At 67.6% G+C, this 14,465-nt stretch carries 11 protein-coding genes and 1 pseudogene; 5 read left to right on the top strand and 7 right to left on the bottom strand.

Features of this window, described 5'->3' with window-relative positions:
- Positions 1 to 178 precede the first annotated feature (178 nt).
- Positions 179 to 619 (top strand): class I SAM-dependent methyltransferase, encoded by a 441-nt coding sequence (locus HLK59_RS13535; RefSeq protein ID WP_171141632.1) that lies wholly within the window; start codon positions 179 to 181, stop codon positions 617 to 619.
- A 54-nt stretch (positions 620 to 673) separates the two neighbouring features.
- On the top strand, positions 674 to 1,279 hold the full coding sequence (locus tag HLK59_RS13530) for a dihydrofolate reductase family protein (RefSeq protein WP_171141631.1): 606 nt from the start codon (positions 674 to 676) through the stop codon (positions 1,277 to 1,279).
- A gap of 582 nt (positions 1,280 to 1,861) precedes the next feature.
- Here HLK59_RS13530 and HLK59_RS13525 read toward each other — a convergent pair.
- Positions 1,862 to 1,993: pseudogene (locus HLK59_RS13525) on the bottom strand (RNA-binding protein); the annotation flags it as partial.
- Between the two features lie 366 nt (positions 1,994 to 2,359).
- On the opposite strand from HLK59_RS13525, the gene HLK59_RS13520 reads away from it, so the two are divergent.
- Positions 2,360 to 2,848, top strand: coding sequence for an NUDIX domain-containing protein (locus HLK59_RS13520; RefSeq protein ID WP_171141630.1), 489 nt, complete (start codon positions 2,360 to 2,362; stop codon positions 2,846 to 2,848).
- A gap of 324 nt (positions 2,849 to 3,172) precedes the next feature.
- Here the strand turns inward: HLK59_RS13520 and HLK59_RS13515 are convergent, their stop codons facing one another.
- Complete coding sequence (locus HLK59_RS13515; protein ID WP_171141629.1) at positions 3,173 to 3,649, bottom strand: polyketide cyclase; 477 nt, start codon at positions 3,647 to 3,649, stop codon at positions 3,173 to 3,175.
- A 387-nt stretch (positions 3,650 to 4,036) separates the two neighbouring features.
- Between HLK59_RS13515 and HLK59_RS13510 the strand changes: the two genes are divergently transcribed.
- The gene (locus HLK59_RS13510) at positions 4,037 to 5,242 is read left to right on the top strand and encodes an IS110 family transposase (protein ID WP_171141628.1); all 1,206 of its coding nucleotides are present in this window, start codon (positions 4,037 to 4,039) and stop codon (positions 5,240 to 5,242) included.
- Here the strand turns inward: HLK59_RS13510 and HLK59_RS13505 are convergent.
- From HLK59_RS13505 to HLK59_RS13485, 4 genes are all read right to left on the bottom strand, one after another.
- A complete protein-coding gene (locus HLK59_RS13505) occupies positions 5,209 to 5,724 on the bottom strand; it encodes a hypothetical protein (RefSeq protein WP_171141627.1) in 516 nt (171 codons plus the stop codon). The two genes, HLK59_RS13510 and HLK59_RS13505, sit on opposite strands and share 34 nt — an antisense overlap.
- Before the next feature lie 1,437 nt (positions 5,725 to 7,161).
- Positions 7,162 to 8,568 (bottom strand): Na+/H+ antiporter NhaC family protein, encoded by a 1,407-nt coding sequence (locus HLK59_RS13495; RefSeq protein WP_206327092.1) that lies wholly within the window; start codon positions 8,566 to 8,568, stop codon positions 7,162 to 7,164.
- Between the two features lie 258 nt (positions 8,569 to 8,826).
- Complete coding sequence (locus tag HLK59_RS13490; RefSeq protein ID WP_171141624.1) at positions 8,827 to 10,275, bottom strand: M81 family metallopeptidase; 1,449 nt, start codon at positions 10,273 to 10,275, stop codon at positions 8,827 to 8,829.
- A gap of 226 nt (positions 10,276 to 10,501) precedes the next feature.
- Positions 10,502 to 11,845 (bottom strand): diaminopimelate decarboxylase, encoded by a 1,344-nt coding sequence (locus HLK59_RS13485; RefSeq protein ID WP_171141623.1) that lies wholly within the window; start codon positions 11,843 to 11,845, stop codon positions 10,502 to 10,504.
- Between the two features lie 118 nt (positions 11,846 to 11,963).
- Between HLK59_RS13485 and HLK59_RS13480 the strand changes: the two genes are divergently transcribed.
- Positions 11,964 to 12,995 (top strand): AsnC family transcriptional regulator, encoded by a 1,032-nt coding sequence (locus HLK59_RS13480; protein WP_240982376.1) that lies wholly within the window; start codon positions 11,964 to 11,966, stop codon positions 12,993 to 12,995.
- A 36-nt stretch (positions 12,996 to 13,031) separates the two neighbouring features.
- Here HLK59_RS13480 and HLK59_RS13475 read toward each other — a convergent pair whose 3' ends face one another.
- Complete coding sequence (locus tag HLK59_RS13475) at positions 13,032 to 14,270, bottom strand: IS110 family transposase (protein WP_171141622.1); 1,239 nt, start codon at positions 14,268 to 14,270, stop codon at positions 13,032 to 13,034.
- Between the last annotated feature and the right edge of the window lie 195 nt (positions 14,271 to 14,465).

Genomic DNA, 14,465 nt, shown 5'->3' with positions numbered 1-14,465 from the left:
CAGGCCGCTGGGCGCCGTGACCGTGTCGTAGGCAGACGGGCGAGCGACCGTAGCGTCCGCCTAGGGATTGGAGCGCCTGTCACGATCAGTACGACGCGGCCGGCTCGTGGATGGCACGGCGACTGCGGACACTTCAATCACAGGTCCGCGATGCCAAGTCTGATGCTTGGCTGGTGGGTTGAAGGCGATCAGCCTCTGCGCTGGGGAAGGCCGCGACCTTCTGGACGCTCTGGCCCGGCATCCCCGCCGCGACGATGTGCGAGCGACGCTTCTGGAACTCGACCCGCGCAACACTGCCGTCGCTCTGGAAAGGGGCGGCTGGGCCGGGTTGCACCAGGTCGAGGTCGTGACAGACGACGCCTCCCGCATCGACCATTACGAGGACATGCCCCCTGCAGATCCCGTCCTGATCTGCAGCGTTTTCGGCAACATCACCGACACCGACATCAAGCACACGATCGAGACCTGCAATCAGCTGTGCAAGACCGGCGGCACCGTCATCTGGATCCGGCATCGTGCCGAGCCTGACCGGATACCGCTTCCGAAGCGCTGCGGTTCCGCTGACCTGACCGGCCGTGGCGTCATGGGTTTTTTCGTTACTCCACGGCGCGGCCGATGAGTTTGTGCCTCCCGGCCGGTCCAAGCTCGTGACACCTGAGGAAAGGACACCGCCATGTCGGAGCTTCTTGTCGACTTCATCACCTCCCTCGACGGCTACGCGTCGGGCGAGGGGTGGCCCGGGTTCTGGGGCCTGGAGGGCCCGGAGTACCTCGCATGGCTCGGCGAGCAGCCCGAGGTGACCTACCTGATGGGAGCGAACACCTACCACCTGATGTCGGGCTTCGCCGCAGGCGAGGTCCCCGATGGCCAAGCCGAGTTCAGGCCCGAAGAAGAGGCGTCCGTCGACGAACTCACGCAAGCGTCCAAGATGGTGTTCTCCTCCTCCCTCAAGGAACCGCTGACGTGGGCCAACTCCACGCTCGTCCGCGACGACGCCGTCGAGGCGGTCCGCGCGATGAAGTCGAGTGGCTCGGGGCTCCTCAGCACGATCGGCAGCCTCAGCCTGTCCCGGTCCCTGCTACAAGCCGGACTCGTCGACCGCTTCCGCGTCGTCATGTTCCCCGTGATCACCGGCGCCACCGGCCAAGAACGCATCTACGACGGCTACCCGGACGTCGCCCTCGAAATGACCGAGCACCGCACCTTCGACGGCCGCATCCAGCTGGTCGAGTACAAGCCCCGCGTACTCCAGCACCCACCGCTCGCCGTCCCTGCGTGACGTCGCCCCGCCCGCCGGTCCGGACCGCCGCCAGGCCGGCGCCGGCGGGCGCGGAGCAAAATCTCGGAGAGGGCGAACGGCCAACGGCAGGGCGCCCGGTCCAGGTCGCGTCCAACGAACAGATCAGCCGAGCGGCCTTCTTGCGGAGTGGCCTTGCGGTGTCATCGGGCATCCGCAGGTGCGCGTACAGGGATAGGTCTGGTGCTGGCTTCATCATCCGTCTTTGGGCAGAAGGCGGACGGTGGTGGAGTCGATCGGGACCAGGCAGTCGTTGTCGCTGGCGGCGTCCGCCCGGAACTGGATTTGTTGCGGGGCCCGGGTGAACACACAGCCGATGGCACTGCGGTGGCCAAGCGGTAGACCGTCTTTCGCACGCTGTGACGTTACGGCAGGTCGCGCCAGGACGCCCCGGTCCGGATCTTGTAGGCCATCGCATGGGTGACCCGGCGGTCCTCCGCCCGCGGTTGCCCTTTGCCGACGCACGGCATCGGCGGAGCAGGTACTCCCATTCGGCAAGAGTGAGTTCATGGCGACGTATCACGACACCACCATCGATATCGAACGAGCTCTCGAAGATGGACCCTAGGGCAGAGCGATCTCGATGGCGAGAGCGCCGAGGCTTTCGTTGCCGGGTGGGTAGATGGTGCGGATGTTGGCCAGTTGCTCGTCGCGGGCGGCGGTGGGGTTGATGTTGGCTGCCCCCTCGCCGTCAAGCGCCGGCTGGGTCGTCACGGGACCAGCCACGTGCTGGTAGGACTCGCGAAAGAGCAACGGGGGCATCGGCCCATCGGCCGGCCAGGGCGCGGAAGCAGCCCCCTTCTGACTCTGCCGCCTACCTCGCGGGCAGGGCTGGGTCGTTGACGGGTACGGTGCGGGGTGACGGGATACTTACGCCTCTCACCTTCGGGGGTATCTGCGGCACGGGCCTCCTGGGACCGCCGCGCTCCCCGCCGCTGCGAGGCGGTGGCGATGGTTGATGGCGATTCTTGAAGAATGCCTCTGTGTGCGGTTGTGAAGACCAACCCGGGTGCCCTTCCGGTAGTCGGTCGCAAGGCGTGGCTTTGACCTGACGAGGTGGTAATGGCGGAGGGACGGCTGGTGCCGCGCCCGAGCGCGCGGGTGGTGTTGCTGGACGACGCCGATCGGTTGCTGCTGTTCTGCGCCGGAAACACAGGGGACGGTTCCGTCCGTTGGTTCACGCCTGGAGGCGGGCTTGTGCCAGGTGAAAGCCATGAGCAGGCAGCCTTGCGGGAGTTGCGGGAGGAAACCGGGCTGACGAACGTCGCGCTGGGTCCGGAGATTTGGCGAGGGCGTCCGTGGACAACGGTCCGGGGCGGTGTCGCCTACGAGGTGCGCCAGCGTTACTACATGGCTCGGGTGCATGCGTTCGAGGTCGATACCTCGGCTTTTGAGGAGATCGAGAAGGCCGCGATCACAGGGCACCGCTGGTGGACCGCGGCGGATCTGGTCACGACTTCGGATGTGGTGCGGCCGACTGGGCTGCCGGAGCTGCTGGCGTCCCTGCTGAAGGACGGCCCACCGGACTCGCCGATCCTGGTGAACGGCTGAGGTTGTCGTTCGCGCCAAGTTCGTCGAGGACCAAGCGGTGGAGCTTGGCCTATAAGCGGGCCTCGCTCCACTCGACGAAGCGTCGGTACACCGTGAGCCGCAGGACGATTTCTAGGATGCTCCATCGGCCGGGGTGGTTCTTGACTGGCTGTTCACTACCGCCTGAGTGGTCCGTGTGGTTCGAACAAGAGTCCGGCTCGGGTGAGTTGGCTATTGCGGGTGCATGGTAGAAGGATCTCTTGCGAACTGCGACTGGAGTATTGAGCCTGGTGGATTGCACCTCGGTTAGCCCGGAGAAGGGTGGTGCCGGTGGCGCTCGGCGAGTTACTTCAGGTTCAGCAGCTGCCGTCGAGCCATGATCAGATCGCCGACAGACAGCCATGGGGCCGCCCAGCGGCTGGTCCGCATGACGACCTTGAGTAGCAGGCGCGTCGTGTCGTGATCCCGGGGCACGAGGACGTAGGACATGAAGGCACCCATGATGGTGCCTGTCAGCTGTTTCCCTGGGTCGACCGAGACGATCCGGCCCAGCTCGCGTACACCAGCCGTAGTGAACCTTTCTCCGACTTGAGGCTCAGGAAGGCCCACCAGTTCGCGAGGTGAGCGGCGGCCAGCGTTGTCGATCCAGTCGTAGGAGTATGGCGCAAGCCTCACTTGCGCGACCCACAGCCAGACCGCTTCGGCCGGCGCCTCAACGTGCACGCCCCGCCAGGCCTCCAGCGCGGGTGAGGTAACGAAGTCGTCGCACGGGTAGGAGCGCAAGACCTCGCTGTCGCCCACACCCGAGCGGTCACCGATCATGCATCCATCCTCCGCCAAAGGCCCAGCCAGTACCAGATCCTCGCTGGCCGCGCCTCGGCGTGCTGGCGGATTTCGGCTTCGTCGGCCCGGACGACGACTTCGACAACCGGTGATCATCACCCCCCGTTATGTTTTCCGCGGTCCTGCAAGAGGGCCGCTGGCCTCCGGGCCCGGCATGACTGTTCCCCCCTGTCGAACGGATGACCTGGGGGGTGGTGTCACCGGGCCCGAGAGGCGCCGTTGGAGACGCTGATGAGAGGTCTGACCACCGCCTGGTCTGGCGCAATGCCCGGCATCCCGCGGGCGGCAGGTCTGCATAACGTGGATGCGCGCATACGACGCCAACGCCCTGGCCAGCACCGCACGAACTCGGTTCAGGAGGATGGGTTGTACGACATCGACGACGTGGGCGTCTTTCTCGGCCTGGACGTCGGCAAGAGTGCCCACCACGGCCACGGGCTGACCCCGGCCGGCAAGAAGGTCTTCGACAAGCAGCTGCCCAACAGTGAGCCGAAGCTGCGGGCCGTCTTCGGCAAGCTGGCCGCGAAGTTCGGCACCGTGCTGGTGATCGTGGACCAGCCCGCCTCGATCGGAGCCCTGCCCCTGACGGTCGCCCGGGTCGCTGGCTGCAAGGTCGCCTACCTGCCCGGACTCGCAATGCGGCGGATCGCCGACCTGTATCCCGGCGAGGCGAAGACCGACGCGAAGGACGCCGCAGTGATCGCGGACGCCGCCCGGACGATGCCGCACACCCTGCGCTCGCTGGAACTGACCGACGAGATCACCGCCGAGCTGACCGTGCTGGTGGGCTTCGATCAGGACCTGGCAGCCGAGGCCACGCGGACCTCCAACCGGATACGCGGCTTCCTCACTCAGTTCCACCCCTCGCTGGAACGCGTCCTTGGCCCACGCCTGGACCACTCCGCGGTGACCTGGCTGCTGGAACGCTATGGCTCCCCGGCCGCGCTGCGGAAAGCCGGACGCCGCAAGCTCGTCGAGGTCATCAGACCCAAAGCTCCACGCATGGCCGAGCGGCTGATCGACGAGGTCTTCGATGCCCTGGACGAACAGACCGTCATCGTTCCAGGCACGGGCACCCTCGACATCGTCATCCCATCCCTTGCTCGTTCGCTCGCCGCCGTCCATGAACAGCGACGAGCCCTTGAAGCACAGATCCGGCAGTTGCTGGAGGCTCACCCTCTTTCCCCGGTCCTGACCTCGATTCCGGGGGTCGCGGTCAGGACCGCCGCCACCTTGCTGGTCACCGTCGGCGACGGAACCAGCTTTCCCACCGCCCCACATCTGGCCTCCTACGCCGGGCTCGCTCCGACGACGAAGTCCTCGGGAACCTCGATCCACGGCGAACACGCGCCCAGAGGCGGAAACCGGCAGCTCAAACGGGCGATGTTCCTGTCCGCGTTCGCCGCCCTGCACGATCCCGCCTCCCGCACCTACTACGACAAGTGCCGGGCCCGCGGAAAGACCCACACGCAGGCTCTTCTCCGTCTCGCCCGCCACCGCATCAGCGTCCTGTTCGCCATGCTCCGCGACGGCGCCTTCTACGAATCCCGGCCTGCAGCGGCGGTCAGTTGAACTCCGAGGGGATCTGCCAGCAGAACCACGCGATCGGCCCTGGGGTCGAACCCGAGCACCGGCTTCCCCCGGTCTCCTTCTCCGGTCATCAACACGGGCCTGCCCAGCCGGCGCCCGATCGTGCCGAGGAGGCCGCACAGGACGTCCACTCCTTCCTGGCCTTGCAACTCCCGGAGATCGACATCGAAGTCGATCTCACCGGCCGACATCGGCCAGAAGTTCACCTGCACATCCGCGACAGGCCATACCTTCAGCAGGGCCGTGTCCGCGTCCGTGGGCCGTGACAGCACCTCCTGCGCCGAGGGCAAAGGCATGCGAACGCAGCCTTCCGAGTACTCCCACGTCCACCCGCTCGACCCGGCCAGGTCGAACACCGCCTGCCAGTCATCGACCGAGGTGTCGGTCACGGACACATCAGGCAGAGCACCCATCAGGTTAGGGTCGAAGAAGTTCCTGACGTCATCCCACAGCAGATCCGGCATGCCGCCATGCTGCCCGTCAGCCCGGCCAAACGCAGCTCGATTCCTTGACGAACCCCATAGAGGCACCCCCCCCGCAAGGCAGCCCGGGCCAGCCGCCGACAGCGGCCACAAGCAGGAGAAAAATAGGCTGGTCAGCCGCGAGCGCGCGACCAACGAGCACGGCATAGCCGACGTGAAGAACTGAGATTCTCACCATGCGCCGCCTGAACTCCCGCCCCGTGACCACGCTCCTGCACGGCCCCGCTCGTGCTGACGAACGCCGAGATGCACAGCTTGGCGGAGATCCGGGACGTGTTCAGCAGGTCCCAGATGTGTGCGGTGCCGCCCTCCGCGACGCTTGAGAGGGCCTCGTCACGAGGGGAGCAGGCGACCGTGCCGACGGCCGCTTGGTGATTGCGCAACACAGCGTGGAGGCGGTAGTCGTGCCGCTTGTCGTACAGATGGATGTCGAAGCCCCCTGAGGCGGCGAGGAGACCGCCGTCCGGCGCGTAGTCGAGGTGTGCACCTCGCCGGTGAGGTCGGAGAGTTCGGCCGGGGGTGCGTGGTGCGGCGTCCGGTCGGGCCGGAGGCACGACCGCCGCACTCGGTGGTCGTTGCCTCCGGTGGCGAGGGTCGTGCCGTCCGGCGACAGGGCGACGGCGCGTACTTCGGCGGTGTGGGTTCCCAGTGCGGTCGGATCGGGAAACGGTCCGTCGGCTGCTGTGGGGATCCGTGCGACGCGGACCCGGCCGTCGTCGCCGCCGATGGCGAGCGATGTCCCGGCGGTGCCGAAATCGAGGGCGCAGACTTGGAGCCGCTCGCGTCTGGGCGTAAACGTGTGCAGCAGAGCCGTGCCACACCTGCACGCTGCCGTCCCGTGTGCCGACGGCGGTGGTCCGGCCGTCGTCGGTGAGAGCGAGGCCGCAGCTGCCCGCGGGAACGGACACCTCGGTCGCCCGCGTGGTGGCCGTGTTCCGGACCACGAGCCGGCGGTCGCCGGTGAGGGCTGCCTGCCATCGGCCGGTGGCGTCCGCGGCGACACGCCCGGCAACGCTCGCGCCCGGCGGCGACAACCGGGCGGTCCGGTGTGGTTGGCCATGTCCCACACCAGCAAGGGGCTTCGGTGCCCGGCGTGTCCGAGGCGGCGGCGGACGTCGTCGCGAGCAGTCCGGTGCGGCCCTGGAACCATCGAATGCCGTGCGGTCCGCGGCGCGAAGGAGCGGAACAGTGCCGAATCGGACAGGCCGGCCGGACGCGGGGGCTGATGGGGCGCCCCGCTCCGGGCCTGGCACTGCACGCAGCCTCGTTCGTCCGGATCAGATCACAACGCGGAGCACCCCGCACCGAAGGCCGAGTGCGGGGTGCTGCCGTGGAGAACTTCACCGCGGTGGTCGCTCGTGCCGCGTGGCGTACGAGCGACCACCGCAGCGCACCTTCCGAGCGTGGAGGGCGGCTGTGTCAGAGCAGCTCGAAGACCAGGATGACGGCGTACATCAGGGTCGCCGGAACAAGAATCAGGATGCCCGTGACGAGCAGGTTGCGCAGATTCGTCGACCGGGCCAGGCCCATCGCCCCCACCATGTTGCCGTTGGGGAACGGACCGTAGGTGTCCAGCTTCGAGGCGAACAGCAGCACGATCACCCAGGCATTGACGCTCACGCCGATGCTGGTCGCGAGGTCACCGAAGACCTTGTCGAGAAGGACCACGTGTGCGGCTGCCGCTCCAGGAGCGCCGAGCATGCCCAGCAGGGCGACCACTGCCACGAATGCCAGGGGGGACATCGAGCCGAGGTCGTCGTCGAACATCGTGCGCAGCACGTCGAAGGGCTTCAAGTGTTCGACGGCGATGAAGAAGACGGCCATCAGCCAGAACAGGAAGAACATTCTGAGCTGCGTAGAGGCTCCCCGAATCACGTGTTGCGCTGTCGCAAGGACCGGCAGGCCGCCGGCGACACCGGTGACGACAGCGATCACCGGCAGGGCGAGCAACGGAAACGATGTACCGGCGCCGGCAGCGATGGCGTAACCGACGCAGACAGCCAGGGTGACAGCGAAGGCGACGGTCGCGCGGGTGCGCCGAATGCCGGGGGTCGGCTCATCGGTCTCGGTGACCTCCGAGCCGTCGTATTCATCACCGGTGTTCTCGGTACGGCGTTGCATCCATGGGATGACGATCATGCCGCCGATGACAGAGATCACGGCCAGCGGGGCGGCACCGTAGAGCAGGTACTGCGGGTAGCTGACGCCCGCTGCGTCCATGATCGCCACGTTGGTTCCCGCGAAGGGGGCGACGGCCAGGCCCGCGGAGCCGCCCAGAAACATCATTGCCGCTGTCGCGGAACGCGTGAAGCCGAGACGGGCGGCCACCGGGAGCAGCAGCGGGGCCGCCACGGCCAGCGCTCCCGCCAGAGTGCCCAGCGCGGCGACCAGGACAAGGCAGACCAGCATGATGCCGAGGATGGTGCGTTGGGGACTCCTGTCGCCGATCACCCGCAGCATGGACTTGACGATGGTGTCGGCGGTACCGGTGATGCGGAGAATCTCACCCGTGCCGGCGCCGAGCATGATGATCACGCCGATCATCGTGACGGTTTCTCCGAGCGAAGCGCCGAACATGTCCCCGACGGCGCTGGGAGCCGGCAGGAGCATGAGCAGCACGCTCGTCACCGACACGGCTGTCGCGATGAGGATGTCCATCCCCAACAGGGTGAGCAGTGAGAAGAAGACGACTGGCAGCAGGCCCCACAGCGTCGGTGGCGATGTCGCGATCCCTGCGATCAGGGAGGCAACCAGGCCGACAGCGGTTGTCGCAGGGACAAGGCGGCGCCCTTTGGGCTCTGACCGGTCTTTCGGGCTGAGCGCCATCTCGGACTCCTTGGTGGGGGACGTCGCTACAGCGGTCGTAGGACCGGTCCGCGGACAGTCGTGCAAGTCGCTCATGGCGTGCCTCCGTGTCGGTTGGATGAGTGGCTGATGAGTGGCTTTCGAGCGGCGGCACGGACGGTCCCTGCCGGGAGAGCGGTGCCAGGTGTACGGGCCCGCGAGGGGCGCGTCGGTAGGTTGCCGAGGGGCGGTGCCGCGTGGGCGAGGCCTGCGGAGACCGGCAGTACGCGGGCGAGCTGCCTACTTCTCAGAGATCGGCCACTTGGGAAGCCTCGCCTTCTGATAGGTCAGATCGCTCCACCGGGGAGTCGCCGAACCAGGCGCACCGACATACAGGACGTGGGGCGAGAGCTGCGAGAACGACTTGTAGAAGTGATGGGCGGACTTGACGACCACCACGGCCTTGTCATCGAGGGTGCACCCCAGTCCGGTGAACAGATCGATGTTCAGGGCCTGTGCCCGCTCGGATGTGAGTACGCACTCGATGCCGCCCGCTTCCACCAGGGCGGCGTCCCCGACCGACAGTGGCTCTCCTGTCTGATTGGTCTCCGTGTGCTTGCGGCGCAGCGCCTTCACCCGGAAGACCTCGTCGACGGGGCTTCCTGACATGGGGCTGGTCTTGCCGCCGACGCGCATCGGCAGTCGCGCGCCCACGCCGGCTGCGAAGGCGGTCTGCACCGCCACCGGGTCCCACAGTGGTCCGAGGGCCACGTTGGTGATTTCTCGTTCGATCAGCCGCTGAAGGATGAAGGTGGAGTCTCCGGCCGCGCCGCTTCCAGGGTTGTCGGAGCGGTCAGCGAGGATGACGGGCCCGGGGCGCTGACTCAGCGCGGCGTCGAGAGCTTCATCGACCTTCAGGTACCGGACGAGGAACTCTTCCCGCAGGGAGATCAGTTCGGCTGCCAGTTGCTGTGCCGTCTTGTGAGCCGTCGGCAGGTCTGCGTCCGTGTAGACGAGGACCTTCGTTCCCATGTCCGGCACGTCTCCTGTGGCGAAGCCCTGGATGGTGGACACGGAGAGCACGCCGCCCTGTCCTTCCAGGGCCTTCATCCGGGCGAGGTAGGAGAGGCCCGGCTCGCGGGAGGTGTGCAGGGGGATGACCATGTCGGTGTCGATGACGGCGGGAACCGGCCGGATCTCCCCGGCGAACGTTTTCGCACACAGGTCGACGAGTTCCACGGCCCGGTCCTCGATGTCCGCGTGCGGATACTCCTTGTAAGCGATCAGGACGTCGGCGTTGGCCACCATGGCGTCACTGAGGTGTGCGTGCGGATCGAGTTCACATCCGATCACCGCATCCGGACCGGCCACCTCTCGTACCCGCGTGATGATGTCGCCCTCGCAGTCGTCGTAGCCGTCGGCGACCATGGCGCCGTGGAGGCCGAGGAGAACCACGTCGACGGGCAGACTGCGCCGCAGGTCCGCCAGGAGCTCGTCGCGCAGGCCCTCGTAGGCCTCGCGGGAGACCAGGCCCGCGGGATGGGTGTTGGCGAAGACCCCGTCGAGGATCGTCCACCCTTCCTGGCGGGCTCGTCGTTTGGCCACCGTCATGGGGGCGGAGTACCGGGTCATGTGCTCCGGATGCGTTCCCGCGGGAAAGTAGCCCTGCTCGTGGAAGGCGTCGATCCCGGTGGGCAGGGGCGAGAAGGTGTTCGTCTCGGTGCCGATGCCGGCGGTAAAGACACGCATGGTCGTCCTTTGCTCGGTCTGTGCTTGCAGTAGCGGCTTGCAGTAGCGGCCAGTTCACGGAGGTACATCGGGCAGGAGCGCCCGATCCTGGACAGTCGAGTTCGCGCGTATCCAGCTGTGTCGGCGGCTCCTGGCTCAGTGCGTGGCGCGGCGGAAGCTGCGGCCCCGGTGTGCCGCGGCGCTGCGGAAGTCGGCCCGGCCCCGGCGCGAGGAGAGGGACCGGACTTCAGCGGTCCTCGGCGCTGTTGAGGGCCAGGAGGGCGTCGCGGTGTTCCGCGCCTGCCTCCGCGACGACTTCCGCCGTGGACTGGGCGGTGCGGATGGGGACGAAGACCGTGCCGTCACCGGCACTGCTGAATCCGTGTACGGCCGGGCGGGGCAGGCTGTTGTAGGAGAAGTGGGACGAGAAGTAGTAGGCGCCGGTGTCGCGCAGGACCACCAGGTCGCCTTCCGTCAGCTCCGGCAGCTCGCGGCCGTGGGCCACGACGTCGCCGGCGAAACAGCATGGCCCGGCCACGTCCTGGACCAGTTCGCGGCCGCGGCGGCGTCGGCCGCCGGCATCGTAGGCCTGTACTCGCAGCGGCCACGCCTGAGGCATGAACACAGTGCGCGTCGCGGTCTGCGCGCCGGCATGGGTGATGGCGATGCGCCGCCCGCCTGCGTCCTTGGTGTATTCGACCAGCGCGGCGACGAAGCCGTTCTTCGCCAGCAGGGACCGACCGAACTCGGTGACGAGCGAGTAGCGGCCGCTGAAGAGTTCGGGCACGCGCGCCCGCAACACCGCTACGTACTCCGTGTAGCTGGGGCGGACCGAGTCGTCGTCGAAGTTGACCGGCAGGCCTCCGCCGATGTCCAGGCTGGTCACCTGGCGCCGCCCGACGGCGGCGTTGATCTCTTCGGCGAGTTCGTACGCAGCGCGCACGCCCTCGGCGATGAGTTCCAGCGGGCAACCCTGCGAGCCGACGTGCACGTGCAGGCGCGTGAGCCAGGGTCGGGCGGCGAATGCCGACACCACTTCGTCGCGCATGCCGGGGTCGGCGAGCGGGACACCGAATTTCGAACTGGCGGAGGCCGTACTCATCGCACTGATCGACCCTGCTCCCACCTGGGGGTTGACGCGGATTCCCAGGACGGAAGCCGTCTGTGGCGTGACCAGTTCGTCGATCCGCTTGAGCTCGTCGAGATTGTCCGCGTTCACCGCCACTCCGAGGTCGAGCGCCTCGGCCAGTTCCGCGCGCGTCTTCGCGGGCGAGTCCAGAACGATGCGTTCGGCAGGAAACCCCGCGGCGAGAGCCTGTGCCAGTTCGCCCGGGCTGGCCACCTCGCAGCCGAGCCCTCTGGCTGCCAGCAACCGCAGCACCGGGACGAGCGGGCATGCCTTCGCGGCAAAGGCGTGCAGAACCGCGACCCCTTCGAACGCGCTCTGCAGTTCGCCGACCGTCGTGTGCAGCCCGTCGATGTCGATGAACCCGGCCACCGGATGCGCGGCCCCGGTGAGTCCCGCCTCGACCGCGGCCCGAACGACCCGATCGAATCGGCCTTCGCTGGGTGGCTGACTGTCCCGGTCCATGGATGCACCTCCCTGTTCGTGACCCCCAGACTCACCCCACTGCGGCGCACCGGACCCTGGGTGCTGAAATTCGTCAAATGTTCGCTGAATCGAGCCGAAATATTGCATACTCCGCTCCATGCCCCTCAGTGACCTGCCTGATCTCGTCGTCGATGAGGTCGATCTCGAGATCGTCAACGCGCTGCAGGTGGCCCCACGGGCGACGTGGGCCGTCCTGGGCCGGACGCTCAGGCTCGATTCGGCCACCGTCGCGCGGCGGTGGCAGCGCCTCAGCGCGGCCGGTCTGGCCTGGGTGACCTGCACCGTGGGCCCGTCCATGCACGGCGATACGTGCATGGCGTACGTCCGCGTCGTCACGGCACAAGGTCACTTCGATGACGTGGCGGCACGTCTCGTGGAGAATCCGGCCGTGCGCTACGTGCACCACACGACGGGAGCGAGTTCCCTGCTCGTGGTGGTCGCCCGGAGAAGCCCCGCGGCCGTGGCCCACTTCCTGCGCGACGTCCTGGACGTCATGCCCGGCGTGCTGTCGTACCGATCCGAGATCCGCACGGTCGGCTACAGCGAACCGAGTCGTTGGCGCCTGCGGAGCCTTGCCCCGGCACAGCAGCAGACCCTCCAGGCGCCGGCCGTCGAAGCCCACGGAATCAGGGTGGACGAGGTCGACCGATCCCTCTACGAGTTGCTCCACACAGACGGGCGCATGGGCTTCACGGAGATGGCCGAACAGGCAGGCGTCAGCGAGGCCACCGTCCGTCGGCGGGTGAACCGGCTTCTTTCCAGCGGCTCCCTGCGGCTCAGATGCGAGGTCGCGCAATCCGTGTCCGGATGGCCGACGACCGCCATCCTGTGGGCGCGCGTACCGTCCTCTTCTCTCGACCAGGTCGCGCGTGCGCTCGTCCCGCGCCCCGAAGTCCGCCTGAGCTGCTCCCTGACGGGTCCCGACAACCTGCTGACGATGGTGTGGCTACGAACCCCGGCCGAACTCCCGGAGTTCGAACGTGTCCTGTCCGAGAGCCATCCGGAGTACACCGTCACCGACCGAGCCGTCTGCCTGCACACCATGAAGCAGATGGGGCGCCAACTCGACGCGGACGGGCGCTGCATCCGCGCGCTCGCGCTGAACCCGACTGCTTTCCCCGTCACCTGATTCGAAAATCCCCCGTTCCGTGTCCGTAGCCGCTGGTCAGGCAGCGCCTTCTGCTTGGAGGGTCACTTGGTAGCCGAGTTGGTTGAGCTGGCTCACCAGGCGTCGGGTCTGCCTGGCCCGGCCGGTGCGTTCGATGAAGTAGTGGCCGCCGAGGTCGGCGTAGTCGGTGTCGTGGGTGAACATGTGCCAGACGGCGATCAGGATCGAGTGCTCCAGCGCGACCAGAGCGCGCTTCTTGCCGCGGCGGGCGACGATGCGCCGGTAGCGGGCGGCGAGGTAGGTGTCCCTGGTGCGGGAGGCGGAGACGGCTGCCTGGCCGAGAGCGGCCTTCAGCCAAGGGTCGCCGTGACGGGTCTTGCCGCTGCCGGTCCGGCCGCCGGACTGGTGGTTGCCGGGACACACTCCGGCCCACGAGGCCAGGTCGCCGGCGCTGGGGAAACGGGCGATGTCCGCTCCGATCTCGGCGAGGATCACCTGCGCGGCACGTGTATCGACGCCGGGGATCGTCACGAGGAGTTCGATGCGGCGGCAAAAGGGCTGCAGCATCACCTCGATGTGCTTGCTCAGCTTGGCTTCCGTCGCGGTGCAGGCGTCGATCCGGTCCAGCATCGCCCTCGCCAGGAAGGCATGGTGGGTGCTGAAGTTGCCGGTCAGTGCCTCGACGAGGGCGTCGGTCTTGCGGCGCATCGAGCCCTTGGCCAGGTGCGCCAGGGCGTGCGGGTCACGCTCGCCGGCGATGAGGGCTTCGAGCATCGCGCGGCCGGAGACGCCCAGGATGTCGGAGACCGTGGACGAGAGCTTGATGCCGGTGTCCTCCAGCAGCTTCTCCAGCCGCTGGGCCTCGCGGGTGCGTTCGCGGACGATCTCGGTGCGGTAGCGGGTGACGTCCCGCAGCTGCCGGATCGGCTCCGGTGGCACGAACGACGGGCGGACCAGGCCGTGTTCGACGAGTCTGGCGATCCACTCGGAGTCCTTCACGTCGGTCTTGCGCCCCGGCACCGACTTCATGTGACGGGCGTTGAGCAGCCAGCACTCCATGTCGTGTTCCAGCAGGTAGAACACCGGTTTCCAGTAGACGCCGGTGGCTTCCATACCGACCACGGTGATGCCCTCGGCGAGCAGCCAGTCCCGCATCGCCAGCAGCCCCGAGGTCACCGCGGAGAACGTCCGTACCTCGCTGCGGCGCCGCCTGCCGGTGCTGGGCACGCGGATGCAGACCTTCACATCGACCTTGCTGATGTCGACTCCTGCGCAACGTTCGTGGATCACTTCCATCCCGTCGGCACCCCCTCCGGTCGTCGGCCGCGAGCACGCGACCGTCCGGCGGGGGTCCGGCAGGCGGAAGAGTCTGATTCACGTGCTCGGAGCAACACATCCGGGTGCCTGTCGGTGGACCCCCAGCGTCCTACTGACCCACGGGCTCGGAACGCGCCAAGGCGACACGACGTCCGCCGGACGACCACACACCGA

The sequence above is a fragment of the Streptomyces sp. S3(2020) genome, from assembly GCF_013044505.1.
Lineage (GTDB): Bacteria > Actinomycetota > Actinomycetes > Streptomycetales > Streptomycetaceae > Streptomyces.
Note: the sequence above shows the minus strand (reverse complement) of the source record. Positions and strands in the feature narration are given on the sequence as shown.

Bases quoted from the DNA above. Each gene is read 5' to 3' on its own strand.
- HLK59_RS13530 (WP_171141631.1), top strand. From the start codon at position 674: ATGTCGGAGCTTCTTGTCGACTTCATCACCTCCCTCGACGGCTACGCG.
- HLK59_RS13520 (WP_171141630.1), top strand. From the start codon at position 2,360: ATGGCGGAGGGACGGCTGGTGCCGCGCCCGAGCGCGCGGGTGGTGTTG.
- HLK59_RS13515 (WP_171141629.1), bottom strand. From the start codon at position 3,649: ATGATCGGTGACCGCTCGGGTGTGGGCGACAGCGAGGTCTTGCGCTCC.
- HLK59_RS13475 (WP_171141622.1), bottom strand. From the start codon at position 14,270: ATGGAAGTGATCCACGAACGTTGCGCAGGAGTCGACATCAGCAAGGTC.
- HLK59_RS13505 (WP_171141627.1), bottom strand. From the start codon at position 5,724: ATGCCGGATCTGCTGTGGGATGACGTCAGGAACTTCTTCGACCCTAAC.
- HLK59_RS13490 (WP_171141624.1), bottom strand. From the start codon at position 10,275: ATGCGTGTCTTTACCGCCGGCATCGGCACCGAGACGAACACCTTCTCG.
- HLK59_RS13480 (WP_240982376.1), top strand. From the start codon at position 11,964: ATGCCCCTCAGTGACCTGCCTGATCTCGTCGTCGATGAGGTCGATCTC.
- HLK59_RS13495 (WP_206327092.1), bottom strand. From the start codon at position 8,568: ATGGCGCTCAGCCCGAAAGACCGGTCAGAGCCCAAAGGGCGCCGCCTT.
- HLK59_RS13485 (WP_171141623.1), bottom strand. From the start codon at position 11,845: ATGGACCGGGACAGTCAGCCACCCAGCGAAGGCCGATTCGATCGGGTC.